The 17,231-nt window shown below is 57.4% G+C and carries 13 protein-coding genes; 8 read left to right on the forward strand and 5 right to left on the reverse strand.

Features of this window, described 5'->3' with window-relative positions; all coding sequences use genetic code 11:
* Nucleotides 1-206: 206 nt before the first annotated feature.
* Nucleotides 207-776, forward strand: coding sequence for a hypothetical protein (locus WCO56_23705; GenBank protein MEI7732598.1), 570 nt, complete (start codon nt 207-209; stop codon nt 774-776).
* A 50-nt stretch (nt 777-826) separates the two neighbouring features.
* On the opposite strand, the gene WCO56_23710 is transcribed toward WCO56_23705, so the two are convergent.
* From WCO56_23710 to WCO56_23725, 4 genes are all read right to left on the reverse strand, one after another.
* The gene (locus WCO56_23710) at nt 827-2,050 is read right to left on the reverse strand and encodes a Gfo/Idh/MocA family oxidoreductase (protein ID MEI7732599.1); all 1,224 of its coding nucleotides are present in this window, start codon (nt 2,048-2,050) and stop codon (nt 827-829) included.
* Nucleotides 2,051-2,329: 279 nt separating this feature from the next.
* A complete protein-coding gene (locus WCO56_23715; protein MEI7732600.1) occupies nt 2,330-4,753 on the reverse strand; it encodes a glycoside hydrolase N-terminal domain-containing protein in 2,424 nt (807 codons plus the stop codon).
* Nucleotides 4,754-4,767: 14 nt separating this feature from the next.
* Nucleotides 4,768-5,739, reverse strand: a complete 972-nt coding sequence (locus WCO56_23720; protein MEI7732601.1) for a PQQ-binding-like beta-propeller repeat protein — start codon at nt 5,737-5,739, stop codon at nt 4,768-4,770.
* Between the two features lie 116 nt (nt 5,740-5,855).
* Entirely contained in the window at nt 5,856-7,421 is a 1,566-nt protein-coding gene (locus WCO56_23725) for an alpha-L-fucosidase (protein ID MEI7732602.1), read from the reverse strand.
* 127 nt (nt 7,422-7,548) lie between these two features.
* On the opposite strand from WCO56_23725, the gene WCO56_23730 reads away from it, so the two are divergent.
* The 7 genes from WCO56_23730 to WCO56_23760 all read left to right on the forward strand — a co-directional run bounded on the left by WCO56_23730 (nt 7,549) and on the right by WCO56_23760 (nt 16,881).
* Nucleotides 7,549-10,797: a family 78 glycoside hydrolase catalytic domain gene (locus WCO56_23730; protein ID MEI7732603.1), complete on the forward strand. Its 3,249-nt coding sequence runs from the start codon at nt 7,549-7,551 to the stop codon at nt 10,795-10,797.
* A 112-nt stretch (nt 10,798-10,909) separates the two neighbouring features.
* The gene (locus tag WCO56_23735) at nt 10,910-11,122 is read left to right on the forward strand and encodes a 2-phospho-L-lactate guanylyltransferase (GenBank protein MEI7732604.1); all 213 of its coding nucleotides are present in this window, start codon (nt 10,910-10,912) and stop codon (nt 11,120-11,122) included.
* Nucleotides 11,119-11,358: a type II toxin-antitoxin system HicA family toxin gene (locus WCO56_23740; GenBank protein MEI7732605.1), complete on the forward strand. Its 240-nt coding sequence runs from the start codon at nt 11,119-11,121 to the stop codon at nt 11,356-11,358. The genes WCO56_23735 and WCO56_23740 overlap by 4 nt, the downstream gene beginning before the upstream one ends.
* Before the next feature lie 259 nt (nt 11,359-11,617).
* Nucleotides 11,618-12,631 carry a prenyltransferase/squalene oxidase repeat-containing protein gene (locus WCO56_23745; protein MEI7732606.1) on the forward strand — a complete coding sequence of 338 codons (1,014 nt, stop codon included), beginning with the start codon at nt 11,618-11,620 and terminating at the stop codon, nt 12,629-12,631.
* Between the two features lie 3 nt (nt 12,632-12,634).
* Nucleotides 12,635-14,110, forward strand: a complete 1,476-nt coding sequence (locus tag WCO56_23750) for a hypothetical protein (protein ID MEI7732607.1) — start codon at nt 12,635-12,637, stop codon at nt 14,108-14,110.
* A gap of 3 nt (nt 14,111-14,113) precedes the next feature.
* A complete protein-coding gene (gene cutA / locus WCO56_23755; protein ID MEI7732608.1) occupies nt 14,114-14,461 on the forward strand; it encodes a divalent-cation tolerance protein CutA in 348 nt (115 codons plus the stop codon).
* 5 nt (nt 14,462-14,466) lie between these two features.
* Nucleotides 14,467-16,881: a hypothetical protein gene (locus tag WCO56_23760; GenBank protein ID MEI7732609.1), complete on the forward strand. Its 2,415-nt coding sequence runs from the start codon at nt 14,467-14,469 to the stop codon at nt 16,879-16,881.
* Between the two features lie 100 nt (nt 16,882-16,981).
* Here WCO56_23760 and WCO56_23765 read toward each other — a convergent pair.
* Nucleotides 16,982-17,231: hypothetical protein (locus WCO56_23765; GenBank protein ID MEI7732610.1), on the reverse strand; the 250-nt coding region annotated here is incomplete at its 5' end.

The following is a 17,231-nucleotide window of genomic DNA, read 5'->3' on the forward strand; positions in this document are numbered from 1 at the left end:
GACTGAGGAAACATGGACCGCAAGGTTGCGTGCGCCTCAGTCCTACTCGACCAAACATTTCGGAGTTCGATTTACGGACCGACTCTTTCATCATTCGCGTCGATTGGCGTGATTCGCGGGCCCTTCTTTAGGATTTCGAGTTTCGGTTTTCAGATTTCCGCGCTTGCTTCAAAAAATCATTTTATCACAATTTTATCACAAATTGTGTGGGAAAATCTATTTCATCACAAAAATCACGCAATTCTGAGATGCACTGCACCATTCCCGCCGTTTTTCCATCAATTTGCAATCCCTGGCTCCCTTTTACTGGACCATTCGTCCCATCACTGATGACTGATGACTGGTTACTTCTGCCTTTAGCCTTTTTACTTTTTACTTCAATGCTGCTCCGCACCACCATTCGTCGCAACCTTCGCTGTTTGACCCGGGTTATCCGCCGGGGCTCCGCTCAATCTATCTTTTCCCCGGTCACCAAACTCGCCAACCTCCGCCAACAAGCCGAATCCACCCTCAACCTGCTCCGTGCCAAACCCTTGCCCCAGGACTTCAATGCGCTATTCCTGGATCACCTTAAGCTCCGCCTCATGGAATTTATCCTCCAGCCCTCCCCGTCGCCCGCCATGCTCCTGAAATATTTTGAAATCTGGGCAAAATACCTGGCCAAGACCGCTGTTCCTGATTCCGCACCAAACTCTTTGCCCACATTGCCTGCCCCCAACGTTGGCATCAAACCGGAAACCATGGCGTTCATCGAGCAACAGCTTAAACTCATGTAGCCATGCAACCCCCTGATACACATTTCAAAGCCGGCATCTTCCGGTTAAGCTCAAACTTTCAGCCCCTTCAAGTTCACTTCCAGCCGCTGTTTTTCACGGAGCAGTTCGGTCATGGTCAACCGTGTCTTGCGAGCGGCGGCTTCCCGGCCAAGGATGCACGCCAGCGCGCCATCCACCGCCCGTTGCGCGGTTTCATTTGTGTACTTGGATTCCAAGACATTTTGATAAAACGTGGCTATATTCCGCGCGGCTCCCGCTTCATAAAGATTCACCACCTCGGCGGCATAGACATCATCAAAACTCTTCAAGGTTGCCTTGCCCCAATAGGACAGGATCGCATGTCCACTGGTTCCGTGCAGCGTGCAATCCAACATGCCTTTGACCTGGTTCTTGGCCGCCGATCCAAAATGATTGTGTACCGTGCCATCCGCATATTCGAAGACCACCGAGCAGGCATCATGGGCATCGCCGTGCGGGTCCGGTCGGCAGATGCGCGAGACGCCTTGGGCTGTCGCCGGTCGCTGACCGGTGACCCAGATCGCCATGTCAATGGCATGAATGTCAAAATTGCCGATGTAATCGCAACCGATGGCAATATCGTTTACCCAGATGAGATGATTCAGGCGGTTCTCAATCGTGGATTCAAACTTGGGGTCGGGAAAAATGCCGCAGGTGCCGACGGTCTGCATTTGCGAAATTTTGCCCAGTCCGCCTGCGCGAATGCGGTTATATACTTCCAGATTTCCCGGGTCGGTCACCATCTGGTAATCCACCAGGAAACATTTCCCCTTTTGGGTTGCCAGCCGGGCCGCCGCTTCAATCTCCAGGCAGCCCCATGCATCTGCCGCCACCGGCTTGGCCATATAAACGTGCAAGCCCGCCTCGACCGCAGCCCGGGCGTGTTCCGGGAAGAAATACGGCGGGGTTTCCAGTACGATCGCCTCAATGCCGCTCTCGATAACCCGCTTGTACGCGGACAACCCCGAGAAACGCCGGGCTTTGTCCACACCATGCAAGTCACCGCATTCGTTGGCGGTCTCGGGAAAGTAATCCCCAATGGCGTGATACTCATAGCCACCGTGTTTGGCGAACAGCTTGGAAATCCACGAACCCCGGCCGCCACACCCCACTTGGCCAATCTTGATTTTGCGGGTGATGGCTGGAGCGGTTGGCACCGCTGCGGGTTGAGCCGCGCGCAATGGCAACGGGTTTAGCCACATCGCGCCCGCAGCCAGCGGAGTGGCGGCAAGAAATTTACGGCGATTGAAATTCATGGGGTCCATGATAACGCCAAGCAGCCAGTCTTGGGTAGTTTTTTTATTTTTTTATGGCACAGCCATTAGGATCAATGTGCCAGACTCACTTAACCTCGGGTCTTTCCCCTTCGTTCAATTTGCATTTTGCAATTTACAATGATCAATTTGTAATGTCCCCTCCCGCTCTCCTCTGGTTCGCCTCATTTTTTGCCAGATGGTCTCTCTGTCTCCCTCGTGTCTCTGGGGTTGTTTTATCTGGCATCTTAACGTTCGGTGTCCGGCGTGTTCCCGTCGGGATCAGTTCAAATCCGCATTGAGCGTTTGCGCTTTACCTTTGGATAAACGCACTGGTACAGACTTGCCTTGGTAACGCACTGTAAGCGTCAGATTCCGCTCCGGATGCAGCGTGGCCGCCACGAGCTTGCCCTGTGCCCATTGCAGGTCCACTGTGCATCCACCGCGTATCCGCAACCCTTGAATGGCCCCGGCTGGCCAGGCCGCTGGCAACGCGGGCAGCAGCTCCACGCTCTCCATGCGGCTATGCACCAGCATGGTGTTGGCGATTTGCGGGATGCCACCATTACCATTAGTATTAAAGATGCCGGCGTTCGGCTCATGCGACGTGATCAGGCTCGGGTTCATCGAGCGTTTCACGGCCATGACCTGGAGACGCCCATAGGCTTCCTCGGGCATGCCGAGATACGCCGCCGACACGCCGGATTGGATGCGGCCAAACGACGACTGCTCGTTTCCCTTGCCCCCTGCATCGCTCGCGGCGATTTTCACCCGCACGGTTGCTTGGGCAGCCTGGCGCAATTCCGGCGTGGTTTCAAACAGCGGATCGAAGCTCTGGAAACAGGGATAAAGCTGCGAGTGATGGCGATGCCCGGGCACCACCCGGCCATCGGGCCACTCGGCCAGTTCCCCCTTCTGGTTGATGGGATAATCCGGCAGTTTCTTCAGTAAGGCTTCCCATCGGGGCAGGTTGTCGCGCTCAATTTTGAGTTCACGACAGGCGGTGATCAGGTTACCCAACACCTCGCGGGCGACCGCAATATCCATGGTGGCACTCAGTCCGCATCCGGTCTCAGGGTTATACGAGGGAATGAACTCCACGCGGCCACTCTGGTTGGTCTCGGACAGAAAATCCTCGTAAAAAACGGCGATCTCCTTGAGCAACGGTACGCAGCGTTTCTCCAGAAATTCCCGGTCGCCGGTATATTGCGCGTAGTCGGTGAAGAAACTCGCAAGCCAGCCGCTGCCAGCGGTCCAGAACACGCCTTGCCAAGTACCCCAGTGAAGCAGCAGACAGGTGTTGGAGGCGCGGGCGTTGCTGAAGAAACCGCGGCAACCATAAGTGCGCTTCGCATTGATGCGCCATTCGGGATAGAAACTTTCCATCAGGCGGAAGTAGCCTTCCAGCAGTTCCGCGAGGTTGGCGCTGCACGCCGAGGCCATGGCCGCCTGCACATTGGTATCCAGCGTGAAGTCGCCCGACCACGCCGGTTTCCATGTGCCATTCCAGATGCCGTGCAGATTGGGCAGCAGTTCACCGGCGCTGCATATAAACATGTACCGGCCCGCATCATACATCTTCTCCATTAATGCGGCGGGCAGACGGCCTTCCTGTTTGGCGATTTCCAACAAGGTTTCCGTCGTCAAAGTACGCTCGGCACCGCCGCCAATATCCAAGGTAACCCGATTGAAGAGTTCACCGTGCAACTTTGCATGGGGCGCGAACAGCCGGGCATAATCATCCCGCAAACCCGCCAGCGATTTTTTCAACGCTGGCATCAGCTTGGCAGCATCCTCCGCCTGACGGTACGCCACCACCGAGCTTTCCGCCAGCGCAGGTGCTGGTTTGAAAACTCCGGCCTTTTTAAAATCCGGGTTGTCCGGCGAATAGGCCCAGGCCTCGCTGGTTTCCTTGGGCTGCGGCGTCTTCCATGGCACAATGCGAATGAACAGCAGCACTTCCCGGGCTCCGGTGATGGTGATGGTATCTCCCGCCACCTCGGCTTTGCCGTCTTGGTGAACAATGCGAACAGCGGCATCATATCCGCCTTTGCCCTTGGTATAGGTGTTATGGTAAGTCACCCAATCGGCGCTGGTTTCCTGCTGCGACTGAATGAGCGCATGGTTGACGGGTGGGAACTGGAGTTCCACGGGGGCCGGGCCGTTGAGCGAGACCACGATGAGGTTGTCGGCGCGCGACACGAACATTCGCCGCTGGAACTGGCCACGGTCATCCCGCCAGCGTGTGACGACTTCGCCGGTCTGGAAGTCTTCCGTGCGCGCGTAATCCGCGATTGCGCCAGTCGCAGGCTGGCGGACGTTGACGAACAAGCCCGGATGATAAGGATCGGTTGGAATCAAGCCGGGGTAACCCTGTTCCTTGGCTTTACTGAGGAAGAACTTCATGCCCTCGCCATAGTTCTTCTCGCGAATGGTGCGCCGCAACTCCGGCACATACTGCGCCAGGTCTGGTACGATTTCACGATTACCCAACGGCAGGAACAGACGGCAATGATTGGCGATGATGGTGTCGTTGGTCGGATTCCCGAACATCATCGCCCCCATCCGCCCGTTGCCGGAAACAAAGGCGGACTCCCATTTGGTTGCTGCGTTGGTGCTGTACGAACCATGCGCTGGAATGGATTCCGCCCGCGTCAAAGACGGCAGGGTTAACAGTGCGCATAGTAAAGTGGTGAAGCGTTTCATTGAGGTTGCTTGATTTAGGGATTAGTCGGGCTGTCCAGAACTTGGATCGTGGTGGAGGGACCCAGGTCAGCGGGCGGCGCCCACGAGCGCAAGGCCCAAACGACCTGCTTGTCGCGTGTCACCTCGATGGCCTGGACTGGCGGGTTGGCGGGATCGAGTTTGCCCGACCATTGGTTGAACCAATTATTAATGATCGTGTTGCCATTCGGCAGGCGGATGGCGGTTTGCAGGTTGGATAGTTTGTAATCCGGCGCATCCGCGGGTGTCCATTCCCATACCGTTTCGCCCTGCCGATTGATCTCCCGTACAAATTTTTTATTACTGACTACCAGAACGTTTCCATTGCTGAGCGGTTTGGCCGACCAAATGCCCGGCACATCCACGGACCATAGTTCTTTGCCATCCAGAGCGTATTCGGCGGCTTTGCCCGAATCCATGTGCGCAACGAGCAGTGTGCCTGCTGGCGTCAACCGCGCTTGGCGGAACTGGCCGTGGATACCCTTGGGGTTTTTCACCGGCAGAACAAACTCGCGCTCGGGATTGCCCGTGGCTTTATTAACGACCATGAATTTCGCCGGATTCCCGTTCTGGATGAACCATACGCTGTTCGAGCCGATCGGCTGCGCTGTATGGATCTCCGTGTTGGTGGGCGCATCGAAATTCCAAACCACTTTCTTATCAGCGGTGATCTCGGTGACGCCGTATTGGTGGGCAAAGAGGATGTTTCCATTCGGGAGCAATACGGCATCGCTGATTTCACCCCGGCCCGGATGCGTGTACGACCAGGCAATCTCGCCTTTTTGCACGATGAACATGCGTTCTTCCTTCGCTTCCCCGGCATAAAAGAAATCGTGTTGTGCGAGTCCTTTGCCGGGGAGACTTGCCGGCGCGTTATTTGCGGGCGGCGCGACGGGTTGCGCAAAGACGGTGGTGAGGGCAGTCAGTATACTCAGAATGCAAACCGGCAGCGATCGTTTGGTTGTCATGTTCAATCCTGTTTCAGTGAATGGTCTTGGCATCCCACCCTCACGCTATGAACCGTCAAACCATCGCTGGTCATCACGCCGTTCATCTCCGATTGCCTTTTCCCGGCTGGCGGTGCTTATTGCACGGTGATCTTAAGCGCTACTGCGTATTCGCACGGCTTCTGTTTGGGCATCGTGACCGTCAGACCTTCCGCGTTCCGGGTCCATTTGAGTTTGCTGGGACCGCCCAGCAGCGCCACGGAGCGCAACTGTCCCGGGCCTTTGCCGTCCGCGAGTGCCCGGATCGTGACCGTCGCCTCCTCCGGCCAACCTAGCATGAAGGCATAAATGGTCTTGCCATCCTTCGATTGCGTGAACCGGATATCTTGGGCGCTGAATTTAAAGTCTTCCTTGAAATGGCCGCCATCCACCTTGGTGGCGCCTTCGCCGTACACCAGCCATGGGCGGGTCTCGTAAATTCCTTGGCTGTTGTTTTTCATCCAGGCGGCAACCTCCGCCAGCAGTTGTTCGACCTCCGGATCCAGCGCGCCATCAGGCCGTTGAACGACGTTGAGCAACAGGTTGCCGTTCTTGCTGACCACATCCACCAGCGTTTGGATCACCCACTTTGGCGAGCGATACATGGTGCCCGTATCCTTGGCCTTCCAGTTCTTATTATAAAACCAGTCCCCAATCGAAGTGTCCGTCTGCCACGGTTCCGGTTTGATGCCGGACAAGCCGCCGCGTTCAACATCCTGCACGCCGATTCCCTCGACATAATCCCCATGACCGGGCTTGGTGCGCCAGTCTTTCAGGCAATACACCGCTTCCAGTTTGCCCCGGTGAGCGGCCTGGTTGGCATTGTAATAATGGGAGAGCAGCGTGCATCCAACCTCGCCGAACGGCAGCGCACCATCGGAATAAAGCAAGTCCGGCTGATAATGATCCACCAGATCCTTGATGCGGGCAAACCACTCCTGGTGCCAGCGGGCATCGGTGCTATACCAGGCTTTGTCATCGGGCGCGGCGGGCCAATGATAGAGGTCCTGCCACTTTGGGTCTGCGCCGTCGTAAGGCACACCGGCCAGCGGGCCGTTGGTGTCGTGACCGTGGCTGGTCTGCCACCAGGTGAAACTGGCGCCCAGATGCTCGGAAACGCCAAACCGCAACCCCTGTTTGCGCGCGGCCTTTTGCCACTCCCCGACCACGTCACGCTGCGGCCCGGTTTGAACCGCATTCCACTTGTGGAATTGGGAATTCCACAGGTCAAAGTTATCGTGGTGTACCCCCATGCTGACGAAATACTTCGCCCCGGCTTTCTTGTAGAGTTTCATCAGGCGATCCGGATCCCACTTCTCGGCCTTCCAAAGCGGGATGATGTCCTTCCAGCCGTTTGTGGATGGATGACCGTAGTTGGTGAGGTGATGCTGATACTGGCCCCGCCGGTTATCCTGCGTGTAGAGATGTCGGGCATACCAGTCCCCGGCCATCGGCACGGATTGTGGTCCCCAGTGCGACCAGATGCCGAACTTGGCATCGCGAAACCAATCCGGACACGCGTAATTCGTGAGAGAATCCATCGAGGGTTTGAACGGTCCCGGTGCCACAGGACCGGGATCAGGAGTGGTCGTGGCAGAAACCGTGACGACATTCCATAATGTGACCGCCAGAAAGGCCGACCATGACATCAATGTTTTTTGCATGGCGATACTATGGCCGATTTGGCCCTGACAGGGAATGTTAATTCTTGACCACTGCATATCAGTTTTTGACTTGTACCAACCACTGCTGAAAACGATACTCAGCCCGCAAAAGAATCATTTTATTGTTATGAAGAGATACTGTTCCATGCATTGGTTCATTGGCACCCTGTTGCTGATGACTGCCACATATCTGGAGGCCGCTGCGCCCATCCAACTGCGCTGTGAATATCTGGAGAGCCCTCAAGGCATCTCGGAAACCGTTCCCCGGCTGAGTTGGCAGTTGCCGTCCGGCGAACGCGGCCAGCGGCAGACGGCGTACCAGGTGCTGGTGGCCGGCACCGAGGCCTTGCTGAAAAAGGAGCAGGGCAATATATGGGATTCCGGGAAGGTTCCCGGCGACCAATCCATCCATGTGCGCTACGCCGGCGCGGCACTAAAGGCTGGGCAGGCCTGTTATTGGAAGGTCCGCGTCTGGGATAAGGACGGCAAGCCTTCCAACTGGAGCGCCACCGCCCAATGGAACATTGGCCCGCTGCAACTTTCCGACTGGCATGCGCAATGGATTGGCTTGGACGAGGTGGTCCGCAAAGAAATCATCACCGACACCCAGTGGATTTGGTATCCCGAACGGCCTGAACCACCTGGCACCCGCTATTTCCGGCGGACGCTGATGTTGCCATCCGACCGCACCATTAAGTCTGCGCGGATATTGGTGGCGGCGGACAACCTCTCGGTCATTTACTGCAATGGCGAGCAAATCGGACGCGCCAACCATTTCAATACCGCTGCGGAATTCAATCTGGCCGGGCGGCTCAAGCCCGGAAAAAACGTGCTGGCCGCTTCCGTTCAAAATTTGGGTGATGCCCCCAATCCAGCCGGACTGTTGGTCCTGCTTAAAATCGAGTTCGCGCAGGGCGAGCCCATGGTGGTGACCACCGATGCGGCTTGGAAAAGCGCCAATACCGAAATCAGTGGCTGGGAACAAACCGCGTTTGATGACAATCAATGGGTGCTCGCGCGTATCGTCGGTCCGGTGGGCATGAAACCGTGGGGCGAAACTTCCGCTCCGGAGGATCGCCGGTTGCCCGCCCGCTGGCTGCGCAAACGATTCGAGTTGGATCGCAAAGTTCAGCGCGCCACCGTCCACCTGTCCGGGTTGGGATTATCCGAGCTGTATTTGAACGGCAGGAAAGTCGGCACCGATGTCCTGTCGCCCGGCCTGACCGAGTATCCCAAGCGGGTCTTGTACGTCACCCATGACGTGACCGACATGGTGCAGCGCGGCGATAATGCGATCGGCGTGGTCCTTGGGAACGGGCGCTTCTTTGCCCCGCGTTCCCGCTCTCCGATGACCACCGCCGTCTATGGCTATCCCAAACTGCTGCTCCAGATGCGCGTTGAATTCACGGATGGAACCGCGACCGAGATTGTCAGCGATGGTTCATGGAAACTTACCACGGAAGGGCCAATTCGCGCCAATAACGAATACGACGGCGAGGAGTATGATGCGCGGATGGAGTTGGGTGATTGGTCCAACCCCGACTACAGCGACGCAACCTGGCAACGTGTCTGGCCGGTAGCTGCACCAGAGGGAAAACTGGTGGCACAAATGATTCCACCCATTCGTGTCACGGGGGGCATCAAGCCGATGTCCGTGAAGAGTCCGCAGCCGGGAATGTATGTTTTCGATATGGGCCAGAACATGGTCGGCTGGTGCCGGTTAAAGGTCAAAGGCCCTGCTGGTACCGCAATTTCGCTGCGCCACGCCGAGGTGCTCAAGCCGGATGGCACGTTGTACCTGGACAACATCCGCGACGCCAAAGTGACCGACCGTTACACCCTTAAGGGCGAAGGCACCGAGCTGTGGGAACCGTGCTTCACCTATCACGGCTTCCGCTACGTCGAGGTGCGCGGTTGGCCGGGCATGCCCACGCTGGATTCGTTGGAAGGCCGAGTAGTGAATGATGACCTGGCCACCGCCGGCGAATGGAGTTGCTCGAATCCGTTGCTCAACCGCATTTATACCAACATTGTCTGGGGTGTGCGCGGCAATTACCGCAGCATCCCCACCGATTGCCCGCAGCGCGACGAGCGCCAGGGCTGGCTGGGGGACCGCTCCGCCGAATGCAAGGGCGAAGCCTTCCTGTTCCACAACGCCGCGCTCTACGCCAAGTGGGCCCAGGACATCGTGGACGCCCAAAAGGAAACCGGCAGCGTGCCGGATGTCGCGCCGCCGTACTGGCCCATCTACTCGGACAATGTCACCTGGCCCAGCAGCCTCATCCTGGTGCCCGGCGCGCTCTACGAGCAGTTCGGTGATCTCAAAGCCATCGAATCCGCCTATCCCGCCATGGTGAAATGGATGACGTACATGAGCGGCTTTATCACCAACAACCTCATGCCCAAGGATCGCTATGGCGATTGGTGCGTGCCGCCGGAAAATCCCAAGCTGATTCACTCCACCGATCCGGCGCGCAAAACCGCGCCCACGGTCATTGGCACCACCTACTTCCACCTGTGCAGCCGTTTGATGCAGCGGTACGCGACGCTGTTGGGCAAGACAGAAGAGGCGCAGCGTTACGGCGAACTGGCCGAGCGGTTGAAGACCGCCTTCAATAAGGAATTTTACCGGGCTGATTCGGGCTGCTACGATAACGGTTCCCAAACCGCCTGTGTGTTGCCGCTGATGTTTGAGATGGTACCCGCCGAACAGCGTGCGCGGGTATTTGGCCGCTTGGTGGATAAAATCAGCCGGGAAAGCAACGACCACGTTGGTACCGGACTGATTGGCGGACAATGGCTGATGCGCACCCTCTCGGACAATGGCCGACCCGACCTGGCCTATACTCTCGCCTCCCAGAAAACCTACCCCAGTTGGGGCTACATGGTCGAGAAAGACGCCAGCACCATCTGGGAATTATGGAATGGCGACACCGCCGATCCCGCCATGAATTCCGGCAACCACGTCATGCTGGTTGGGGATATGGTGATCTGGTATTACGAATACCTCGCTGGTATTCAAAGCGATCCGGTCCGGCCGGGGTTCAAACACATCCTTATGCGCCCGCATCTGGTGGGCGACCTGACTTGGGTCAAGGCCACGCACCGTTCGCCGTATGGATTGGTTGCCAGCCATTGGCAGAAACAGAACATCAATTTTGAATGGGCCATCACCGTGCCGCCCAACACCACCGCCACGATTTTCGTGCCCGTGCGTGCCGACACTGCCGCCATGGAAAACGGGAAACCCGCCGATCGCAACCCAGGAATGAAATTCCTGCGTATGGAATCCGGCGTCGCCGTGTATGACGTGCAACCAGGAAGCTATGCAATTAGATCGGTTCTCCCCACCAGTAGCCGACCGCAGGGAAAATAGTTTCATCCCCTTTTTGTTGCTATGCAACGCTGGGAGATTGGACGTTAACGCGGTATTTTACTTGGTGCAGATCCAGTCTTGCATTTTAGACGTGAATCCATAACTTTAAACCATGACTGAGCTTGTATTTGATGTGGTGCAGGAGGCCGACGGCGGTTATTGTGCCGAGTGCCTCTCTGAAGCGATTTTCTCACAAGGGGACAACTGGGAGGAATTACGGGGAAATGTGATGGAAGCCGTGCGCGCCTTTTATTTTGATCAGGCCAAATTACCAGACCGCGTCCGATTGCATCTGGTTCGTGACGAACTCCTGGCGACCGCATGAAGATTCCACGCGATTTAAGTGGAGCGGTTTTGGTGCAGGCGCTATGTCGTGATTGGGGATACCAAACGATCCATCAGCGTGGTAGCCATATCATTGTGCAAACCGAAACGCCCGGTCATCAGAGAATAGCTGTTCCCAATCATCCAATTTTACGAGTGGGAACACTGAACGCGATTCTTCGTGCTGTTTCAGTTCATAAAGGCGTGGATCGGCAACAGTTGCTTGACACCCTCTGAGCCATGCACGGTTGCAGACTTTGCCGCGTTGCCGCTCTGAATGGCATTTCCTCAATCGTGTATTTTTCTGGTGTCCTCTTTTTCTGCAAAAATTTTCATCACATCGTATTTCTTTCCAGTTGTCGAAAGGTGCGCTTGCGGAGTATGCTCCCATCCACTGTGAGCAAGCTATGCCCGCATTCATGTCCGCAGGAATGCCCGGGGGAAATATCCTCCAGGGCAAATGGTGGCATTTTGGTGCAACGGGAGGGGATACACGATGATTGTTAAAGATTTCCACGGTGGCCGATTCCTGATCTTGATGCTGGCGTTGTTGCTGGGCGTTGGCGCCCCGGCGGTGCGCGGGCAATTGCTTGACGCCGAGGAGGGGGTGGATCCCATCCCGCCCGAGGTCGAGCGCATGTACAAGAAGGGGCTGGATTGGCTGGTGAAGAATCAATCCTCGGATGGTGTTTGGAAAGACACGTATGGGAACAATCCCGGGGTGGTGGGGTTGGCGGTGGTGGCCATGCTGGCGCACGGGGACGATCCCAACAGCGGTCCCTATTCGGTGCCAATCAAACGCGGGTTGAGTTTTATTCTTTCGCAGCAGCAGGAAAAAAATGGATACATTGGCAATTCCATGTATAACCACGGATTCGCCACGCTGGCCTTGGCGGAATCCTATGGCGTGGTCAATGATGAGCGGTTGGGCAAGGCGTTGCATAAGGCGGTGGACCTGATTCTTTCCTCGCAGGCGCGCAATGGCTTTGGCGCGTGGCGCTATTCGCCGGAAACCACCGATGCGGATACCACCGTGAGCGGCGCGCAGATGGTGGCCTTGTTTGCCGCGCGCAACGCCGGCATTGGGGTGCCGGAGGACGCCATTCAAAAAGGGCTGCGCTTCTTCAAACTATGCCAGTCGGCGGATGGTGGCTTGGGTTATACCGGGCCGGATAGCGGCAATGCGCCGCGCACCGCCATTGGCGCGCTGGTATTCGCGCTCGCCAAGCAAAAGAATTCCAAGGAGTTTCTGGGGGCTGCGCGTTTTCTGGGCAGCGCTCCCCGCGAAGACCATTATTTCCACTATTACCTCTACTACGCTTCGCAGGCATACTTCCACACCTCGGGCAAAAGTTGGCGGGAATGGAATACGCTGAACATCAAGGTGCTCAATGCGACACAGAACAGCAATGGCTCCTGGGAAGGCCAGTTCGGCAGCGCCTTCAGTACTTCCGCCTGCCTGTTGTCGCTGGCGCTGAATTACCGGTTTCTGCCGATTTACGAACGATAATTTATGAAACGCTTTGGAATTGCTACCGTCGTATTGGCCGTGGTGGGGATGACGCCGACGTTGCGGGCGGAACTAATCCTGGACGGTCTGCGCGCCATCCAAGAACTGAACAATGCGGTGGGCGTCCGTAGTGCCGTGCCGCAGCCCAAACGCGCTGAGGCGGAGGAAAAAGTGGAGCCGGAAGATCCCGCCTATTCCGATAGCCTTCGGTTTCTCAACGGGGATACGTTGCATGGCAACCTGGTCTCCATTGACCCGCAAAAAGGGGTGCGCTGGAAAACGCCGGATGCCAAGGCGGAAATCGAATTTGGCATGACCAAGCTGGCCCGGATCAGCGTCGCGCGTCCGCAAAAATTGCCGGTACCCACCAAGGACACCGCCTGCGTCGTTCGGTTGACCAATGGGGACGAGTTGCTGGGCGAAGTGGTTTCCTTGGATCCCGATAAATTGTTGCTCGATACGGCCTATGCCGGGGTCATGACCTTTGCGCGCAAAAACCTCCAGAGTTTGCGCCTGATGAAAGTCGGGTCCGGCCCCATTTTTGAAGGTCCCACGGGGGTTGAAGGCTGGACGATTGGCCGCGGTCGCACGGGATGGAAATATTCGGATAACGGATTCAGTACCTCCAAACCTTCCTCTATTGGCCGGGACCTCAAATTACCCGCGCTGGCGCGGTTGGAATTTGATCTGAGTTGGCGCGGGCCGCTCCAGTTGCTGATGAATCTCTACACGGACGGCTTCGAGGAATACGGCAACAACGCGTACATGATCCAGATGAACACCGGGTACATCTACATGCAGCGGATTCGCCGCAATGGCGGCGGCCATAACATGGGGCAGGCCGAAGTTCCATCCTTGCATACCAAATCCAAGGTACACCTGGAAATTTTGGTCAACAAAGAGGCCAAAAGCATTGCCCTCCTGATTGATGGCGCGCTCGCCAAGCAATGGCGCGACAGCCAGGACTGGGTGGCGGGCGGTTCCTCCGTTTTGTTCGTGCAGCAAGGCATGGGTTACACCCGCATCAGCAATATTCGGGTAACCGAATGGGATGGCAAACTGGAAGAGCGCGCCAGTGCCGACGTGAAGAGCAAGGAAGACCAGGTGGAGTTGTCCAATCACGATAAAATCTCCGGCGACCTCAAGCAAATCAAGGACGGCAAGATGGTGTTTGCCACCGCCTTTGCGAACATGGATATTCCCATCAACCGGGTGCAACAAATTGACCTAGCCGGGGTGAAGGCGGAAGTGACGGCGAAGAAACCCACCGATGCCAGACTCATTTTCGCCACGCGCGGCAGCCTGACCGTGAACCTGGATAAATACGATGTCGGGCAACTGCTGGCCACCAGCCCGAATTTCGGCCAGGTGAAGTTTAATCCCTCAGCGTTCAACCAACTGGTTTTCAACCTGGATCAGCAAAAGAAAGCCACGCCAAACCTCGATCCGGAAACCGACGACGGCGACGTGGATCAGTAGCGTATGGTGTCCGCCAAGCAATTTCGCATTGTCCTGGTGACCGCGCCCGACTTGAAAAGCGCCCGCAAACTGGCCCGGGCGGTGTTGGCGGAACGGGCCGCCGCGTGTGTCAATTTGGTGCCGGGTGTGGAGTCGCACTACTGGTGGCAGGGCAAGTTGGAGTCTGGTCAGGAAGTGTTGTTGATCGTGAAGTCCGCCGTCCGCAAACTCAAGGCGCTGGAAAAAATCATCGTCGCCAATCATCCGTATGATACCCCGGAAATTCTCGTCCTCCCGCTCGAAAGTGGCGCCGAACGATATGTGGGCTGGCTGCGGGAATCCCTGACGCTGCCGCTTTCTCCTCGGAAGTAAACCGTATGCTCGCACTCCATCATCTCGTGGGTGCCTTGAGTTTGGCGTGGATGTTAAATGCCGTGCTGCCGGTTCAAGCCGCTGAGGCGCTCTCTTGGCGCGCGCAAATTGAGGCCGATTGGTTGATCCAGGATGACAAGCGTTTGGCCGCGCCCGTTTCTGGCAAACCCAAGAGTGCTGTCACGCAAGGCTCCCGAAGCTATCCTTTGGCCCTGGTTCTGGAGCGCGGGTTGCAGTTGGCGCAAAGCCAGCGGCGTTTGGGTGTCAACGTGGAGACGGCGGAACAGGAACTGCGGGACATTGCCGCCGCCGTCCAACAACTGCCGACGGATGCCCCGGAGGCGGCGCGGCGCGAGCTGTATTTACGCGCACATTGGGTGGTGCGCAAATTGGCGCTGGGTAATCCGCTGTTGGATTTCGACACCTTGCTCTTCGTCAAACGGGCGCCGGGCACCTTGCCGCACATGTCCGATCAGCATTATGGCTGGTGGTCGCGCCCGGGCGGCGGCATTTACCTGTTGAAAAAGTTCAAGACCGGCCAGCCGGAGCTGCGCTGCCTCACTTCGGATATGCCGCCGGGCAGTTTTATCGGGCCGGACCTTTCGTATGATGGTAAAAAGGTCCTGTTCGCCTATTGCAAATATTATCCCGCCACGGCGGCTGGCGAAAAGACGGACAAATCCAAACTGCCGGAGGACGGTTTCTACAAAATCTTCGAGATGAACGTGAATGGCGGCAAGCGCCGCCAGTTGACGTTTGGCCGTTATGACGATTTCGATCCGCGCTACCTGCCCAATGGCGAGATCGTGTTTCTCTCCACCCGCAAAAGCACGGCGATTCAATGCACCGCGCTGTTTTCCGATTCCTCCCGCACTGAACTCCTGCCGGATAGTTACGTGCGTTGCGGCGGGGATAACATTCGGCCGTGCGCCGTCTTTACGCTGCACGGCATGGATGCGCAGGGGCGGAACGTGCGGCCGCTCTCGGCCTTCGAGAACTTTGAATGGACTCCTTCCGTGATGAGCGACGGTCGCATTGTCTATGCGCGCTGGGATTACATTGACCGCTTCAACGGGCATTTCGAGAGCTTGTGGTCGGCGAATCCGGATGGCACCAACCCGCAACTCGTCTATGGTAATTACACCGTCAAACCGCAGGCCGTGTTCGAGGCCCGCTCCATTCCCCATTCCTCCAAGCTGGTCTTCACCGCCTGCGCCCATCACTCGATCACTGGCGGTTCGCTTTGCCTGCTGGACCGCACCCGGGGCACGGAAGAGGAAACGCCGCTGGTGCGTCTGACCCCGGAAGTGGTGTTCCCGGAAACGGAAGGCTGGAACGACCATTACTACGCCAACCCCTGGCCGCTGTCCGAGGAATATTTCCTGTGCGGTTGGGCCACGCACCGCCTGCCGCCGCACGCCGGCAGCAAAGCGGTGATGGACGCACGCAACCCGGTCAACGCAATGGGGGTGTACCTGTACGATGCCTTTGGCAATCTGGAATTGCTGCATCGCGATCCCGAAATTTCCAGCATGTATCCCCTCCCGGTCAAGCCGCGCCCCAGACCGGTTACGGTGCCGTCCAGCGTCGCGTGGCAAGGCGCGCAGGAAGGCGCGTTTTTCCTGCAAGACGTGTATCGCGGACTGGACGGTGTGCCGCGCGGCGTCATCAAGCAACTCCGGCTGGTTGGCGTCGTGCCCAAGGTGCAACCGCACATGAACCGGCCCCAGTTGAGCGTCTCGGCGGAAGACCCGGGCAAATTCATCCTGGGCACGGTTCCCGTGGAAACGGATGGTTCCGCCTATTTTCGCGCGCCCTCGGGTGTGCCCCTGTTCTTCCAAGCCTTGGATGCCGACGGTCTCGTTCTGCAAACCATGCGCACCCTGACGTATGTGATGCCGGGCCAGACGCTGTCCTGCATCGGCTGCCATGAACATCGCGATGCCGCGCCGCTGACCTCGCCGACCGCCGCCTGGACCCATGCGCCGTCGCGCATCAAACCCGGTCCGTCGGGAACCTGGCCGCTGCGGTTTGATCAATTGGTGCAGCCGGTGCTGGATTGCCAATGCGTGACCTGCCACCAACCGGGCAGCCAGGATGCCGCCGCCGCCCGGCTCGACCTCACGCCCGTCAAAGCCTACACCTCGTTGCTGGCCTTTGGCGGCGGTGACCTCAAGCAGCAGGCCTTCGAGCGCGACCGCTCCATCGTGGGGCGGGGCACCTGTGCCAACAGCAAACTCTGGAAATTGCTGACGCAAGACGCGGGGCATTACCAGGTGCGTCTCGACGCGGACGCCCGTCAGCGCCTGGCCACCTGGATGGACACGTACGCCCACCGGGTGGGCCACTTCAGCGACCAGCAGGAGCGCGACCTGGCCGCCCTGCGCGAAGCCTGGAGCCACGATCTGCTGGAAAAGTAACCGGCCTTTTGATTCCTATTTTTTGCCAGCTCCTCTTTTTGCCATGTCCGGTCTCCCGTGTATGGTCTTATATCTGTATCCATCGGTGTTTATCTGTGGTTTATTCCCCGGTTTGTTTACCACGGATTACTCGGATGGCACGGATGAAAACCAGCCCATTTCGGATTGCGGAATGCGTAACCCTCGAATTCGGAATGCGGAATGGCCGGGGTAAATCATGGCCGTGCGGCGGTTTGGAGTCGCAGCAGTTTCCACCTGCAGCAGACTCCTGACTCCAAACTTCTATTTTCTTCGGTTCTATTTTTCTGGTGCAGCCTTCGATCTTTGACAGGCCAGCGGGTGCAAGTCCC

The sequence above is a fragment of the Verrucomicrobiota bacterium genome (assembly GCA_037139415.1).
In the GTDB taxonomy this organism is placed as follows: domain Bacteria; phylum Verrucomicrobiota; class Verrucomicrobiia; order Limisphaerales; family Fontisphaeraceae; genus JBAXGN01.